The following is a 15,091-nucleotide window of genomic DNA, read 5'->3' as shown; positions in this document are numbered from 1 at the left end:
TGGGCGTCATGACCGACATCGACCTGCAGCTGGACCACGTCGCCGAGGCGGCGAAGGTGATCGATCCCGTTTTCCTGAACTCCCCGCAGTACAGCGACGAACAGCTGAACGAGCGCCTCGGCCGTCGCGTGCTGGTGAAGATCGAGACGCTGAATCCGTTGCGCAGTTTCAAAGGCCGCGGTGCGGACTACTTCGCCGCCGGGCTGGAGCCGGGCACCACGATGGTGTGCGGGACCAGCGGCAACTTCGGGCAGGCCGTCGCGTTCGCCGCCCGGAAACGCGGCCTGCGGGCCGAAGTCTTCGTCCCCATCGACATTTCTCCGGTCAAACTCCGGCGGATGAAGGCCTTGGGTGCCCGGGTGCGCCGTGTCGATGGCGAGGCAAAAGCCGTCGCCGCCGCCTTCGCCGCCGAAGCCCCGGATCGCGTCTTCGTGGTCGACGGCCGTGAGCCCGCGATCTCCGAGGGGGCGGGCACGATCGGCCTGGAGCTGGCGCGGGAAAGCGGGATCGACACGGTCGTGCTCCCGGTCGGCGACGGCGCGCTGATCGCCGGGGTCGCGCTCTGGCTCAAGGCGCACTCGCCGGACGTCCGGATCGTCGGCGTCGGCACCATGTCGGCGCCGGCCATGGCGAGGAGCTGGAAAGCGGGGGAGCCGGTCACCGTCGACCGGGCGAACTGGTTCGCCGGCGGGATCTCGATCCGGACCCCGGAACCGGAATCCGTCCGGCGGCTGCGGTCGCTGGTCGACGATTTCGTCCTGGTCACCGACGACGATCTGCGCGCGGCCATGCGGCTGGGCGCGGAAACCCTCGGCGTCGTCCCGGAACCCGCCGGTGCCGCCGGTCTGGCGGCGCTGACCGTGCACGACCTGCCGGGCGAGTTAGCCGCCACCGTGGTCACCGGGGCGAACGCGGATCTCTCGGTGCTGGGCATGACGGGCTGAGCGGGCTTCGGTCCAGGGGGTCGTGAGTGGGGATTCGGGTTGGAGCCGAAGGGGTCTTAGGTACCTGCTGTTTGTGGCTGGAGTTGGTTGCAGGTCCGTGAATGCCTCCTTGCCTACTCTGAAGGTAGTGAAGGACCCCTTCACCCGAGTACATGAAGGCCCCCTTCCTGTACCTAGGCGCAAGGAAGGGGGCCTTCATGTACTGCGGGGGCGAGCCAGAGCGGCAGTGGCGTGGTGGGCTGTCGTGAGGGATGCGCCAGCCAGCCCGGGTGTCGCGAAAGCCACTTTCGCGACGCCTGGTGTCCCGAAAGTGGCTTTCGCGACACGGCCCCTGGGCATCACGAACTTGCGAACACTGCACGCAAATCCAGTAGGTACCTAGGGCACCCTTGGCTAGAACCCGAACGCCACTCACGACCAACCCGGTCGGCTCAGTGACGTCAGTCGATCAGCCGCTGCCCGCCCCCGGCGGCGGCTGGTGTGCTCGGAACATGTTGCTGAGACGCACCTTGACGGTGTTCGCCGCCATCGGACTGCTCCTCGCCCCGGTCACCGCGCAGGCCGCCGCCGCACAAGTCGGTACCGAACAAACCGCCGCACAACAAGCCGGTCGGCTCACCGAATGTTCGGACGCCGATCACCGCGGGGACAAACGGCTCGGCCCGGAGAAGCTGCCGATACTGGGTGACGTCGGGTTCCAGCTCATCGGCTATCGCCGCACCGGGACCCTGCCGCACAAGAGCTTCCTCGACACCTATTACGACTCGGCGGCCGCGTCCTGGCGCTACCCGCCCAAGAACGGTTATGTCCTGCGGCCCGACGGAACGCCCATCCAGTTCGTCGTCACGTTGACGCCGGGCAAGCGAATCGACCGGTACGGCAGCGAGTACGGCAGCTTCCTCGCGCCGAAGGGCTCCCCATACGCTTCGAGGGCGATTCCGCCGCAAAGCCTCGATTCGACGCCGGGCGCGAGCTGCAACTATCACGCCTATCAGGTCAAGAAGTCGTTCGCCGTGCACTCCGGTCCGATCGCGGCCTGGTTCGCCCAGCCGGGTGGGGGATTCCAGTATCAAGTGGACGGTGCGTTGCTGCCCGGCGCACCGGGTCCGGTCAACGTCGGGTGGTTGATCACCAACGGCTTTCTCGAGCGCTTGAAGTAGTCCTAACAGAACCGCATCTGCGGAGAAAACCACCGAGTGGCAACGCGTTTGCGGGCCCGGTCGGGAACCACCCCCTGGTGGGGGTTGTCCCGGCCGGGCAGAAGTAGCACGCTCGACTGTGAGTCCGATCACGGTCATCCCGGGGTCGGTCCGTGACAACCGAATGACCGGCCGCTCCCGAACTACCCCGGACCAGCGCGGGGTTTCTCTTGCTTTTGGAGGCCTGATGCGCATCACCGTCACCGTCGACGGCACCAGCTACACAGACGACGTCGAGCCCCGCACCCTGCTCGTGCACCATCTGCGCGAACGGGTCGGGAAGGTAGGCACCGTGGTCGGTTGCGACACCAGCAACTGCGGCGCCTGCACCGTCCACCTCGACGGGCACAGCGTGAAATCCTGTTCGGTACTCGCGGTCCAGGCCGACGGCTGCGAGATCACCACGATCGAGGGACTGGCCCGAGACGGCGAACTGCATCCGGTGCAGAAGGCCTTCCACGAGAATCACGCGCTCCAGTGCGGTTTCTGCACTCCCGGCATGATCATGCAGTCGATCGACCTGCTCGCCGACAATCCCGATCCGGACGAAAAGGCCGTCCGAGAAGGACTCGAAGGCAACCTGTGCCGCTGCACGGGCTACCAGAACATCGTCCGCGCGGTGCGCGACGCCGCCCACCAGATGCGGCCCGGTGCGGGTCCCGAAGCCGAGCGGCTCGCCTCGGACACCGCCTCCCGCGTCGGCGCGGGTGGTGAGTGATGACCTCCACGATCGAACCGGAGGTCGGCAAGTCGCGCCGCCGCAAGGAGGACGAGCGCCTCATCACCGGCCGGACGCGCTGGACCGACAACCTGACCCTCCCCGGCATGCTGCACCTCGCGGTGCTCCGCAGCCCGTTCGCGCACGCCAAGATCGTCTCGATCGACGTCTCCGAGGCGAAGTCGGCGCCGGGGGTCGTCGCGGTGTTCACCGGCATGGACCTCGACCCCGAAAGCGCCATCGGCATGCCGTGCGCGTGGCCGATCACGCCGGACATGAAATCGCCGAGGCGGCCCATCCTCGCCTCGGACACGGTGAACTTCGCCGGTGAAGGTATCGCGGTGGTCGTCGCCCGCACGTCGGCCGAAGCGCATGACGCGCTCGAAGCGATCGACGTCGACTACGACGAACTGCCGGTCGTCCTCGGGCTCGAGAACGCGCTCGCCGAGGGCGCGCCGCTGGTGCACGAAGATCTCGGCACCAACCAGAACGCCGTCTGGGTCTTCGATTCCGCCGCCGCGGGAACGGGATCCGACGTCGAGGACGCGATCGCGAAGTCCGAAGTCGTCCTCAAGCGGCGGTTCCGCCAGCAGCGCCTCGTGCCTGCGTTCATGGAACCGCGCGCGTGCGTCGTCGACCCGACCGGCAGCCAGCTGGTCATGTGGTCGGCCACCCAGGTCCCGCACATCCTCAAGACGATGACCGCGGCCACGCTCGGCCTCCCCGAGCACAAGGTGCGGGTGATCGCGCCGGACGTCGGCGGCGGATTCGGCGGCAAGATCGCCGTGCTGCCCGAAGAGATGATGGCGACGCTGATCGCGCGGCGGCTCGGAAAACCGGTCAAGTGGAACGAGACCCGTTCGGAGACGATGGTCGCCGCGCACCACGGCCGCGACCAGATCCAGGACCTCACGATCACCGCGAACCGCGACGGCACGGTGACCGGCCTGAAGGTCGAACTGCTCGCCGACATGGGCGCGTACCTCGGCCTCGTCGGCCCCGGCGTGCCGATCCTCGGCGCGTTCATGTTCAACGCCATCTACAAGTTCCCGGCGTACCACTTCGCCTGTACCAACGTGTTCACCAACACCACGCTCACCGACGCGTACCGCGGCGCCGGGCGGCCGGAGGCCACGTTCGGGATCGAGCGGATCATGGACGAACTCGCCGTCGAACTCGGCATGGACCCGATGGAGCTGCGCGAGAAGAACTGGATCAAGCACGAGGAGTTCCCGTTCACCACGGTGGCCGGGCTGACCTACGACTCGGGCAACTACGAGGCCGCCACCGAAAAGGCCAAGGAACTCTTCGACTACGACGGTCTCCGCCGGGAACAGAAGGAGCGGCGGGAATCCGGCGACTCGGTCCAGCTCGGCATCGGCATCTCGACGTTCACCGAAATGTGCGGCCTCGCGCCGTCGCGGGTGCTCGGTTCGCTCGACTACGCGGCGGGCGGCTGGGAACACGCGGACATCCGGGTGCTGCCGACCGGCAAGATCGAGGTCATCACCGGCGCCTCCGCGCACGGCCAGGGGCACGAGACGGCCTGGAGCCAGATCGTCGCCGACAAACTCGGGGTCCCGTTCGAGGACATCGAGGTCATCCACGGTGACACCCAGTCTTCGCACAAGGGCATGGACACCTACGGGTCCCGGTCGCTGGTGGTCGGCGGGGTCGCGGTGGTCAAGGCGGCGGACAAGGTGCTCGCCAAGGCCAAGCCGATCGCGGCGCACATGATGGAATGCGCCGAGGACGACCTCGAATTCGAAGCGGGCAAGTTCTCCGTCAAGGGCACGGATTCCTCGACGTCCATCCAGGACATCGCGTGGGCCGTGTTCTCGGCGCACGACCTGCCGGACGGGGTCGAACCCTCGCTGGACTCGTCGGACACGTTCGATCCGGAGAACTTCTCCTTCCCGCACGGAACGCATCTGTGCGCGGCCGAGGTCGACACCGAGACAGGGCGCGTGAAGCTGCGCTCCTATGTCTGTGTCGACGACGTCGGCGTGGCGGTCAACCCGCTGATCGTGGAGGGCCAGGTGCACGGCGGACTCGCGCAGGGCATCGCGCAGGCGTTGTTCGAAGAGGCCGTCCACGACGAAGGCGGGACGCTGACGACGGGCACGTTCGCCGACTACCTCCTGCCGTCGGCGGCGGATCTGCCCAACTTCACCACCGACCGCACCGAGACGCCGTCGACGACGAACCCGTTGGGCGCCAAGGGAGTCGGCGAGGCGGGCACGATCGCCTCGACCCCGGCGGTGGTCAACGCCGTGATCGACGCCGTCCGGCACTTCGGGGTGAACGACATCGAAATGCCGTTGACCCCGATGCGGGTCTGGCACGCCATCCAGCACCAGACGACCGCCGAGGGCGGCTTGGGTTCCGAAGCCGGTGGCGGCCTCGGTTCGATCGACGCTTCCGGAGGTGCCCAGTGATCCCGGCTCCGTTCGACTACGTCTCTCCGTCCACAGTGGACGAAGCGATCAGCGCCCTCGCCGAAGCGGGCGAGGACGCCAAAGTGCTGGCAGGCGGGCAAAGCCTGCTGCCGGTCCTGCGGATGCGGCTGGCCACGCCGACCACGCTGATCGACCTCGGGAAGATCGGCGAACTGCGCGGTGTCCGCGAGGACGGCGACGCGCTGGTCATCGGTTCGATGACCACGCACTACGACGTCCAGCGGGACACGCTGATCGCCGAGCACGCCGCGTTGCTCAAGGCCGCCACCGACACGGTGGCCGATCCGCAGATCCGCCATCGCGGCACGTTCGGCGGCGCCATCGCGCACGCCGATCCGGCGGGCGACCTGCTGGCCCCCGTCCTCGCGCTCGGCTGCGAACTCGTCGTCGCCGGGCCGGGCGGGCGGCGGACGATCGCCGCGGCGGACTTCTTCCAGGACATGTTCACCACCGCGCTCGCCGCGGACGAGATCCTGGTCGAGGTCCGCGTGCCGAAGCACACCGGCTGGCACGCCCACTACGAGAAGTTCAACCGGGTCGCGCAGGCGTGGTCGATGGTCGCGGTCGCGGCCTGCGTCCGCATCGAGGCGGGCACCATCGAGGAGGCGCGGGTCGCGCTCACCAACATGGGCTCGACACCGGTGCGGGCGGCCGGGGTCGAAGCGGCGCTGGTCGGCTGTGCGGCCACCGCCGAGGCGATCCGCGGCGCGGCCGAACACGCGGCCGAAGGCACGAACCCGACGGCGGACGGCAATTCCGACGTCGAATACCGACAGCATCTCGCCAGGGTGCTGACCGGCCGGGCGATCCTCGCCGCGGCAGGTTCTTGAGAGAAAGGGAGGTCGGCCCGTGCGGCTCGACCACGCATTCACCGTTCCCGCCCCGGTCGACGAGGTCTGGAAGGCCGTCGTCGACCCGGAACGGGTGGCGCCGTGCATGCCCGGCGCCACCGTCACCGAAGTCGACGGGGACGCCTTCAAAGGCACGGTGAAGGTCAAGCTCGGGCCGATCTCCCTGCTCTACAAGGGAGCCGGCCATTTCGTCGAGAAGGACGCCGACGCGAGGAAAGTGGTGATCAAGGCGTCCGGCAAGGATGCCCGGGGGGCGGGTACGGCGTCGGCGATGGTGACGCTCACCCTGTCCGAGAAGGACGGCGTCACTCATGGCGCCGTCTCCACGGAGCTGGCGGTCACCGGCAAGCCGGCGCAGTTCGGGCGCGGGATGATCTCCGAGGTCGGCGGCAAGATCCTCGACTCGTTCGCGGACTGCCTGTCCGGCAAGCTCGGTACGACGGCCGCACCCGAGCCCGAAAAGCCCGAAACCCCGGAGCGTCCACCGTTGAAGGCGGTGAAACCGGTGGCGGAGGGCGAGGCCATCGACCTGATGGAGTACGCGGGCGAGTCCGTGGTCAAACGGGTGGCGCCGGTGCTGGTCGCGCTCGCCGGGGTGCTCCTGATCGTCGCGATCGTCCGCGCCTTGAAGCGCTGACTGTGACCTAGGGCGCGAAATAGCGGCCGTCGTGAGCCGTTGAACCCGGTATGAAGGCGGATCACGAAGTCGACGTGGCGGTGATCGGGGCGGGCCAGGCCGGGCTGTCGGCGGCGTATCACCTGCGCCGCGCGGGATTCGCCAACGAGGCGGGTTTCGTCGTGCTCGACCACGGCAAACGGCCTGGCGGCGCGTGGCAGTACCGCTGGCCTTCGCTGCTCGTGGAGAAGGTCCACGGCATCTACGACCTCCCCGGGATGGCCTTCGGCACCCCGGACCCGAAACTGCCCGCCGCCGACGTCGTCTCCGAGTACTTCGGCCGCTTCGAGCGCACCTACGACCTTCCGGTCCATCGCCCTGTCGATGTCCTGTCGGTGAGCAGTGAGGAAGACCGGCTCGTCGTCGCGAGCGCGACGGAAACCTGGGCCGCCCGCGCGGTGATCAGTGCGACCGGCACCTGGGACCGGCCGTTCTGGCCGTACTACCCGGGGCAGGAGACCTTCCTCGGCCGTCAGGTGCACACCGCCGACTACACCGGCGTCGGCGACTTCCGCGGCAAGCGCGTCGTCGTGGTCGGCGGTGGAGCGTCGGCCGTCCAGCTGCTGCTGGAGATCGCGCCGTTCGCGCGGTCGACGCGCTGGGTGACCCGGCGTCCGCCGGTCTGGCGCGACGAGCCGTTCAGCGAGGACTGGGGCCGCGAGGCCGTCGCCAAGGTCGACAGGCGGGTCCGGGAAGGCCTGCCGCCGGAAAGCGTCGTCAGCGTGACCGATCTGGCGGTGACGCCCGAGGTACGGGCGGGACGGGAAGCGGGGATCCTCGACCCGCACCCGATGTTCGAGCGGATCACCCCGGACGGCGTGGTGTGGGCGGACGGCACCGCCGAGCCCGCCGACGTCATCCTGTGGGCCACCGGTTTCCGGGCCGCCATCGACCATCTCGCGCCGCTGCGCCTGCGCGGGCCCGGCGGCGGGATCCGGATGGACGGCACCAGGGTCGTCGCCGAACCGCGCCTGCACCTGGTCGGCTACGGCCCCTCCGCCAGCACCGTCGGCGCGAACCGGGCGGGCCGCACGGCCGTCACCGAGATCCGGCGCCTGCTCGGAGGCTGAGGTCGTCGAGGATCCCGGCCAGCCCGGCGGGCTTCCGGAAGAAACCGGCGTGACTGCTCGCGAGTTCGCGGACGTCGAACGGGTTGTCCGGGGTGAGCGCGTCGCCCTCGGCGATGTAAAGGTCCTGGACGGCGAGCGGTAACGAATGGTCCCTGGTCAGTTTGACGAACGTACGCGGGATCCGGCCCCAGGAATCCCTGTCGGCGCGGACGTCCCACTCGGGGCCGGTCAGCCAGAACACCTCGTCCGGCTGGCTCGTGACGATCACCTGGAGGAATTCGTCCTCGGTGAGTTCGGCGGCGACGGCGTCGCGAAGTGCGGCGCGGCGCCCGCGGTCGGCGCCCCGCCAGTTGACCCGGACGAAGCCCTGCTCCTGCGGATTTCCGAGGAGCAGTGGGGCGATGGCGGTGAAGAACCCGGCGGACGCCCATTCGGGCAGCGCCGCGTACTCCCCGGGGGCGCGGTCGACCGGGCACTGGGCGGCGACGTAGACGATCCGGTCGATCAGTTCCGGGATCGCGTTGGCGGCGGCGGTGACCGGGAGCCCGCCGAAGCTGTGCGCCACCAGGACGACCGGGCCGTGATGGCGCACCCGCTGGACGGCGTCGACGACCACCCCGGTGAAGTCGTCCAGGGTCAGGTCGCTCATCACCGACGGTTCCGCCGCGAAGGCTTCGAGGTCCTGTTCGTGGTAGGCCTGGGTGATCCCCGCTCCCCGGCCGGGGAGATCGACCGCGAGGGTCCGATGGCCGTGCGAGGCCATTTCCCGCTGGGTCGCCGACCAGGCGTGCGCCGCGCTTCCGGAACCGTGCACGAAGACGAAAGTCGGAATCATGCCTCCGATTGTGGCGTACTCCGGCGGCCGGTGAGGACCGTCGCCCGAAAGGGAGGCAAAGAATGGTCTGCCGGGCGCTTTTCGGATTGTCGTTTATCGGACGGTATCTCGGGATGTCCGCACCACTCCTTTGACCCGAGTACCAGAAAACACGAAATTCGCACTGGGGGATGACCATGCCGTCGACCGACAACGTCACGCCGCTTCATCGCGTCCGTTCCGGTACCTGCCTTCCTGATCTGCTCGGGCACTGGTCGAGGACACAGCCGGACGCGATCGCCGTCGTCGACGGAGATCGGGAACTGACCTTTCGCGGGCTCGAAGAAGCGAGCAGGGAACTCGCCGGGCACCTCACGGGGCTGGGGATCGGCGCGAACGATCCCGTCGGCCTCTACGTCGAGCCTTCCGCGGACCTGATGACCGGCGCGTGGGGCATCCTCGCGGCGGGTGCCGCTTATCTGCCGTTGTCCCCGGAATACCCGGAAGACCGGCTGCGGTACATGCTCGAAGACAGCCGGACCGGCGTCGTCGTCACGCAGCCGCACCTCGCCGGACGGCTCGCCGGGCTGGTGCCCGCCGGGACGCGGATCGTGTCCGTGGCCGACGTCCGCGGCGAGACCGGCGAGCTCCCGCCAGGGCCCCGGCCGGACTCGCTCGCCTACGTCATCTACACCTCCGGCAGCACGGGCAGGCCGAAGGGCGTGATGATCGAACACCACAGCGTCGTGTCACAGATGCGCTGGCTGCAGGCTTGCGGCCACCTGGGCACGGACGTCACGGTGCTGCAGAAGACGCCGATGAGCTTCGACGCCGCGCAGTGGGAGATCCTGGCGCCCGCCGCGGGAGCCAGGGTGGTGATGAGCGAGCCGGGCGGTTTCCGCGATCCCGAAGCGCTGATCGACACGGTGGTGAAGCACGACGTCACCACCCTGCAGTGCGTTCCGACGCTGCTGCAGGCGTTGCTCGACACGGAACGCTTCGCGACCTGCACCACGCTGCGGAAGCTGTTCTCCGGCGGTGAGGCGCTTTCGCGGCAGCTGGCCAAGGAACTCAGCCGTGAACTGCCGTCGGCACGGCTGGTCAACCTCTACGGGCCGACCGAATGCACGATCAACGCGACCGCCCACCTCGTCGACCCGGACACGATCGACGAGAGCGCCGGGATGATCTCGATCGGCGTGCCCGTCGACAACACCCAGTGCTACGTGCTCGACACCGACCTCGCCCCGGTCGACATCGGGGAGACGGGCGAGCTGTACATCGGCGGTGTCCAGCTGGCCCGCGGTTACCTGAACCGGCCGGAACAGACGCGCGAGCGGTTCGTGCCGAACCCGTTCGTGCCGACCGAACGGCTGTACCGCACCGGTGACCTCGCCTACTGGAACCCCGACGGCACGATCCAGTTCGTCGGCCGCGCCGACAACCAGGTCAAACTGCGCGGCTACCGCGTCGAGCTGGACGAGATCGCAGTGGCGATCGAGGAGCACACGTGGGTGCGCCGGGCCGCGGCGGTGGTGACCGACGACGCGCGGACCGGTTCCCAGGCGCTCGTCGCGTGTGTGGAACTGAATCCGCGCGAAGCCGCGGTGATGGACCAGGGCAACCACGGCGGGCACCACCAGTCCAAGACCAGCAAGCTGCAGGTCAAGGCGCAGCTGTCGAATCCCGGCGTCCGTGACGTCGCGGGCCTTCCGGCCGTCGCGCTGCCAGGCAAGCAGGAGACCACCTCACAGCGGCGGGAAGTCTTCGCCCGCAAGACCTATCGCTACTACGAGGGTGGCGCCGTCACTCGCGACGATCTCGCCGCGCTCCTGACGCCGGGCCAGGTCAGCACGCTTTCCCGCGAACCCGGTGAGCTCGCGTTCGCCGAACTGGGTGAGCTGCTGCGGTGGTTCGGCCGGTTCCAGAGCGACGAACGGCTGCTGCCGAAGTACTCCTACGCCTCTCCGGGCGCGCTGTACGCGACGCAGTTGTATCTGGAGACCAGCGGTCTCGACGGGCTCGGCTCCGGTATCTACTACTACCACCCGATCGACCACACGCTGGTCAGGATCGGCGAGGGCGCGGGAACCGGGCACTCGGTGCACTTCCTCGGCCGCACCGGGGCGATCGAACCGGTCTACAAGAACAACATCCGCGAGGTCCTCGAATTCGAAGCAGGCCACATGGTCGGGGTGTTCGAGGAAATCCTGCCCGGGTACGGCCTCACGATCAGCCCGTCGGCGTTCGACCCCGAGGTGGCCCTCCGCCTCGGTGCCGCCGCCGACGACCACTACCTCGGCACGTTCTCCTTGCACGCCAACGACGGAGAACCGCGGCGGAACGACACCGAACTGTTCGTGCAAGCCCATCCGGACCGGGTCGAAGGCCTGCCCGCCGGTACCTATCGCTGGCGGGACGGGGACTTCGAGCGGATCTCCGGCAAACTGATCGAAGCCAAGCACGTGATCGCGATCAACCAGCAGGTGTACGAACGCGCGGGCTTCGGCATCACCGCGGTCAGCCGCACCGCCGACGGCTGGCTCGAGTACCTCGGCCTCGGCACGAAGCTGCATCACCTGCAGCGCAACGGTTCGGCGCTCGGTCTCATGTCCTCGGGCTACAGCTCGAAGAGCGGTAATCCGCTGCCGGCCGCCCGGCGGATCGACGACATCCTCGCCGGGCAGGGGATCGCCCCCGGTCCGTCGTACTTCTTCGTCGGCGGCAAGGTGAGCCCGGAGCAGACGAGCAGCGAAGGGATGCGCGAAGACGCCGTGCACATGAAGGGGCCGGCGGAGATGATCCGGGACGAGCTCGCGAACATCCTGCCCGACTACATGATCCCCAACCGGGTGCTGGTGCTGGACGAGTTGCCGTTGACCGCCAACGGAAAGGTCGATGCCAGGGCGCTGGCGGAGACCGACGCCGTCCGGTCCTCGAGTGGTGACACGCCGTACGTCGCCCCCTCGACGAGTCACGAACGGTGGCTGGCCGAGGCGTGGGGCAAGGCGCTCAAGTACGACGACGTCTCGGTCCGGGACGACTTCTTCGCCGCCGGCGGCAACTCGCTGACCGCCGTCTCCCTGGTGAACCGGATCAATCGCGAATACGGCACGCGGCTGCCGCTGCAGGTCGTCTTCGAGTGCCCGAAGCTGGCCGACCTGGCCGCCCGCATCGGTGAGGACTCCGCCCGGCCGTCGTCGCGGCTGGTCCCCTTGGCGACCGGTGGTGGCAGCCCGGTGTTCTGCTGGCCGGGACTCGGCGGCTATCCGATGAATCTCCGGTCGCTGGCCACGGAAATCAGCCTGGGGCGGTCGTTCTACGGGGTGCAAGCGCACGGCGTCAACGCGGACGAGACGCCTTACGCCACCGTCGAGGAGATGGCGAAGGCCGACGTCGCCGAGATCCGGCGCGTCCAGCCGGAGGGGCCGTACACGCTGTGGGGCTACTCGTTCGGCGCGCGGGTCGCCTTCGAAACGGCGTGGCAGCTGGAGCGGCAGGGACAGCAGGTGACCGAACTGCTGTTGATCTGCCCGGGGAACCCCGAGGTCGAAGGCGGCGGGGAAAAGGTGGCCAGCTACACGAACCCGGCTTACCTGACGATCCTGCTGTCGGTCTTCATCGGGTCGATCTCCGGACCGGAACCGCTGGCCTGCCGGGAAACCGTCCGTGACGAGGACGGATTCGTGACCTTCGTGGCAAAGCTGCTGCCCGGCCTCGGCGAACAGCTGATCCGGCGGATCGTTCGCATCGTCGAGGAGACCTACGAGTTCGACTACAGCTTCCGCGAACTCGCGCGGCGGCGGATCATGGCTCCGGTGACCCTCTTCAAGGCCGACGGCGACGACTACTCGTTCGTCGAGAACAGTTCCGGGTATTCGGCCACGCCGCCGGAGGTGGTCACGCTCGAAGGCGACCATTACAGCGTCCTCAAGGAAAGCGGGGTCGGCGAACTGGTGTCGGCGATCCGTGCCCGGAAGGGGCGCTGACCGACGAAGGAGAAACCAGCCCGTGACTGACTCTCTCGGTCCCCGCCTCAAGGTCGGCGTCGTCGTCCCGTCCACCAACACCTCGGCCCAGCCGGAACTGGACGCGATGCGACCCGACGGCGTCACCAACCACACCGGGCGGATGGTCATCGCCGACGATCCGATGGTCGACGCGCCCGGCTTCGACCGGGTGATGCGCGGTATCCGCACGTCGACCCACCCGGCGATCGAGAGTGTCACCGGCTGCGACCCCGATTGCGTGATCATCGGGGTCTCGCCGGAAAGTTACTGGAAGGGACCGGGTTCGCACGGCCGCGTCCTCGACACGATGAGGGCGGCCGCGGGCGGGCGGCCGGTGACGATGAGCCCGGACGCGATCAACGCCGCGCTGTCGGCGTACGACGCCCGCCGGATCGCGGTCATCACGCCGTACCTGCCGGTGGGCGACGATCCGGTGAGCCGGTTCTTCTCCGGCAGCGGCTACGACCTGCTGAGGCTCCATGGCCTCGGCAGGTCGAGCCCGGCCAGGATCTCCCACGTCTCCGAGGCCGAACTCCGGGACGCGGTCAAGACGATCGACAGCGCCGACGTCGAAGCCATCGTCCAGGTCGGCACCAACGTCGCCATGGCGCGCCTCGCCGCGGCCGCCGAGTTCTGGCTCGGCAAACCGGTCATCTCGAACAACACCGTCCTGTACTGGTACGCCCTGCGCCAGAACGGCATCGCCGACCGGGTGCGCGGCTTCGGCTCCCTGCTGTCGGAGCACTGACCCTGAGGTATTTGACTGGTCGTTACAGAACGTGCGATGCTGGGCGCCATGCCCCGTCCGAAGGGATTCGATCCCACCGAAGTGCTCGACGCGGCCGTCGGCACGTTCTGGCGCAAGGGCTACGCGGCCACGTCGGCCCAGGACCTGGTCGACGGCACCGGTCTCGGACGCGGCAGCCTGTATCACACGTTTTCGAGCAAGCAGCAGCTTTTCAAGGAGTCGCTGCGCCGCTACGAGGAAACCTCCGCCACACGGGTGGAGGAGATGCTCGCGGCGCCGGGCACCATCCGTGAACGGGTCAGGCGGGTCCTGACCGACGTCGTCGACGACGAGCTGGACTCCTCGGCCGGGCACCGCGGTTGTTTCGCCGTCAACGCCGCCCTGGAACTCGGCGGGATCGACGACGAGATCACCGCCCGCGTCCGCCACAACTTCGAGCGGGTGGAGAACGCGTTCCACGTCGAGTTCGCCGCCGCGCGGCAGGAGGGCGAGATCGGCGCGAACCAGGATCCGCGGGCGCTGGCGCGGTTCACCCTCGCCGCGATGTACGGCCTGCGGGTGCTGGGCAAGACCGCGGACCGGCAAGCGCTCACCCAAGTAATCGAAACCACCATCCAGGCCTTCTGATGTTCCAGGTTTCGTAACCAGACCCCCGCGCCCGCGCGGATTTCCTTCGCCCTCGTTCTTTAACGAGGGTTCCACTATCGAGCGCTAGGAGTGAAGGCAAGTCATGACGGAGACCGTCGCGGTGCTCGGCACCGGAATCATCGGCGCCCCGGTGGCCCGCAACCTGAGCAAGGCCGGATTCACCGTCCGGGCCTGGAACCGCACCGCGGCCAAGGCCGAAGCCCTGGCCGGGGACGGTGTCCAGGTCGCGGCGAGCGCCGCGGAAGCGGTCGAAGGCGCGCCTGTCGTGATCACGGTCCTCACCGACGGCCCGGCGGTGCTCGAGGCGATCCGCGCGGCCGCCCCCGCCGCCGGCACGATCTGGGTGCAGCTCAGCACCGTCGGCGACGCCGTCGACGACTTGATCGCCTACGCCGACGAGCAGGGCCTCGTCTTCGTCGACTCGCCGGTCCAGGGCACCCGTCAGCCCGCCGAACAGGGCCAGCTGATCGTGCTGGCGGCGGGCGCGACAGAGGCGCGCGAGACCGTCCAGCCGCTGTTCGACGCGATCGGCAAGCGCACGGTGTGGGTCGGCGAAGACGGCCGTTCCGGCGCGGCGAGCAGGCTCAAGCTGGTGCTGAACACCTGGGTGATCGCGCTGACCCACGGTGTTGGCGAGGCGCTGGCGCTGGCCGAGGGGCTCGGTGTCGACCCGCGGCACTTCGTCGACGTCGTCACCGGCGGCCCGATGGACAACGGTTACTTCCAGGGCAAGTCCACCGCGATCCTCAACAACGACTACACCACCGCGTTCTCCGTCGACAACGCCGCGAAGGACGCCCGGCTGGTACTCGAAGCCGCGGGTCGCGCGGGGGTCCGGATGGACGTCGTCGAGGCCGGGCGGGCCCGCTTCGCCCGCGCTTCCGAAGCAGGGCACGGCGACGAGGACATGGCGGCCGGGTACTTCGCCAGCTTCGACAAATAGGCGGGGGTCGG

Annotated in this window: 12 protein-coding genes; 11 read left to right on the top strand and 1 reads right to left on the bottom strand. The window is 68.7% G+C overall.

Going from position 1 to position 15,091, the window contains the following annotated elements; genetic code table 11:
* Window positions 1–8 precede the first annotated feature (8 nt).
* The 7 genes from ACLJPX_RS26430 (at window position 9) to ACLJPX_RS26400 (ending at window position 7,917) form a co-directional block, all read left to right on the top strand.
* Entirely contained in the window at window positions 9–944 is a 936-nt protein-coding gene (locus ACLJPX_RS26430; protein ID WP_410602651.1) for a threonine/serine dehydratase, read from the top strand.
* A gap of 491 nt (window positions 945–1,435) precedes the next feature.
* A complete protein-coding gene (locus ACLJPX_RS26425) occupies window positions 1,436–2,104 on the top strand; it encodes a TNT domain-containing protein (protein ID WP_410602649.1) in 669 nt (222 codons plus the stop codon).
* Between the two features lie 226 nt (window positions 2,105–2,330).
* Window positions 2,331–2,861 carry a (2Fe-2S)-binding protein gene (locus ACLJPX_RS26420; RefSeq protein ID WP_101609727.1) on the top strand — a complete coding sequence of 177 codons (531 nt, stop codon included), beginning with the start codon at window positions 2,331–2,333 and terminating at the stop codon, window positions 2,859–2,861.
* A complete protein-coding gene (locus ACLJPX_RS26415) occupies window positions 2,861–5,299 on the top strand; it encodes a xanthine dehydrogenase family protein molybdopterin-binding subunit (RefSeq protein ID WP_410602647.1) in 2,439 nt (812 codons plus the stop codon). The genes ACLJPX_RS26420 and ACLJPX_RS26415 overlap by 1 nt, the downstream gene beginning before the upstream one ends.
* Window positions 5,296–6,150 (top strand): FAD binding domain-containing protein, encoded by an 855-nt coding sequence (locus ACLJPX_RS26410; protein WP_410602645.1) that lies wholly within the window; start codon window positions 5,296–5,298, stop codon window positions 6,148–6,150. Before ACLJPX_RS26415 ends, ACLJPX_RS26410 begins: the two co-directional genes overlap by 4 nt.
* A gap of 19 nt (window positions 6,151–6,169) precedes the next feature.
* Window positions 6,170–6,808: an SRPBCC family protein gene (locus ACLJPX_RS26405; protein ID WP_410602643.1), complete on the top strand. Its 639-nt coding sequence runs from the start codon at window positions 6,170–6,172 to the stop codon at window positions 6,806–6,808.
* A 50-nt stretch (window positions 6,809–6,858) separates the two neighbouring features.
* Window positions 6,859–7,917: an NAD(P)-binding domain-containing protein gene (locus tag ACLJPX_RS26400; RefSeq protein WP_101609723.1), complete on the top strand. Its 1,059-nt coding sequence runs from the start codon at window positions 6,859–6,861 to the stop codon at window positions 7,915–7,917.
* On the opposite strand, the gene ACLJPX_RS26395 is transcribed toward ACLJPX_RS26400, so the two are convergent.
* Window positions 7,886–8,752 (bottom strand): alpha/beta fold hydrolase, encoded by an 867-nt coding sequence (locus tag ACLJPX_RS26395; RefSeq protein WP_410602641.1) that lies wholly within the window; start codon window positions 8,750–8,752, stop codon window positions 7,886–7,888. The two genes, ACLJPX_RS26400 and ACLJPX_RS26395, sit on opposite strands and share 32 nt — an antisense overlap.
* A 176-nt stretch (window positions 8,753–8,928) precedes the next feature.
* Between ACLJPX_RS26395 and ACLJPX_RS26390 the strand changes: the two genes are divergently transcribed.
* From ACLJPX_RS26390 to ACLJPX_RS26375, 4 genes are all read left to right on the top strand, one after another.
* Entirely contained in the window at window positions 8,929–12,720 is a 3,792-nt protein-coding gene (locus tag ACLJPX_RS26390) for an amino acid adenylation domain-containing protein (protein ID WP_410602639.1), read from the top strand.
* Window positions 12,721–12,742: 22 nt separating this feature from the next.
* Window positions 12,743–13,489, top strand: a complete 747-nt coding sequence (locus ACLJPX_RS26385) for an arylmalonate decarboxylase (RefSeq protein WP_410602637.1) — start codon at window positions 12,743–12,745, stop codon at window positions 13,487–13,489.
* A 48-nt stretch (window positions 13,490–13,537) separates the two neighbouring features.
* Window positions 13,538–14,116: a TetR/AcrR family transcriptional regulator gene (locus ACLJPX_RS26380; RefSeq protein ID WP_410602635.1), complete on the top strand. Its 579-nt coding sequence runs from the start codon at window positions 13,538–13,540 to the stop codon at window positions 14,114–14,116.
* A 103-nt stretch (window positions 14,117–14,219) separates the two neighbouring features.
* A complete protein-coding gene (locus ACLJPX_RS26375) occupies window positions 14,220–15,080 on the top strand; it encodes an NAD(P)-dependent oxidoreductase (RefSeq protein ID WP_410602633.1) in 861 nt (286 codons plus the stop codon).
* Window positions 15,081–15,091: the final 11 nt, after the last annotated feature.

This window comes from Amycolatopsis sp. lyj-90 (assembly GCF_046549035.1).
Classification (GTDB): Bacteria; Actinomycetota; Actinomycetes; order Mycobacteriales; family Pseudonocardiaceae; genus Amycolatopsis.
The sequence above is the reverse complement of the archived record's forward strand: the minus strand, read 5'-3'. Positions and strand labels throughout refer to the sequence as shown.

Bases quoted from the DNA above. Each gene is read 5' to 3' on its own strand.
- ACLJPX_RS26400 (WP_101609723.1), top strand. From the start codon at position 6,859: ATGAAGGCGGATCACGAAGTCGACGTGGCGGTGATCGGGGCGGGCCAG.
- ACLJPX_RS26415 (WP_410602647.1), top strand. From the start codon at position 2,861: ATGACCTCCACGATCGAACCGGAGGTCGGCAAGTCGCGCCGCCGCAAG.
- ACLJPX_RS26430 (WP_410602651.1), top strand. From the start codon at position 9: ATGACCGACATCGACCTGCAGCTGGACCACGTCGCCGAGGCGGCGAAG.
- ACLJPX_RS26420 (WP_101609727.1), top strand. From the start codon at position 2,331: ATGCGCATCACCGTCACCGTCGACGGCACCAGCTACACAGACGACGTC.
- ACLJPX_RS26425 (WP_410602649.1), top strand. From the start codon at position 1,436: ATGTTGCTGAGACGCACCTTGACGGTGTTCGCCGCCATCGGACTGCTC.
- ACLJPX_RS26375 (WP_410602633.1), top strand. From the start codon at position 14,220: ATGACGGAGACCGTCGCGGTGCTCGGCACCGGAATCATCGGCGCCCCG.
- ACLJPX_RS26390 (WP_410602639.1), top strand. From the start codon at position 8,929: ATGCCGTCGACCGACAACGTCACGCCGCTTCATCGCGTCCGTTCCGGT.
- ACLJPX_RS26395 (WP_410602641.1), bottom strand. From the start codon at position 8,752: ATGATTCCGACTTTCGTCTTCGTGCACGGTTCCGGAAGCGCGGCGCAC.
- ACLJPX_RS26380 (WP_410602635.1), top strand. From the start codon at position 13,538: ATGCCCCGTCCGAAGGGATTCGATCCCACCGAAGTGCTCGACGCGGCC.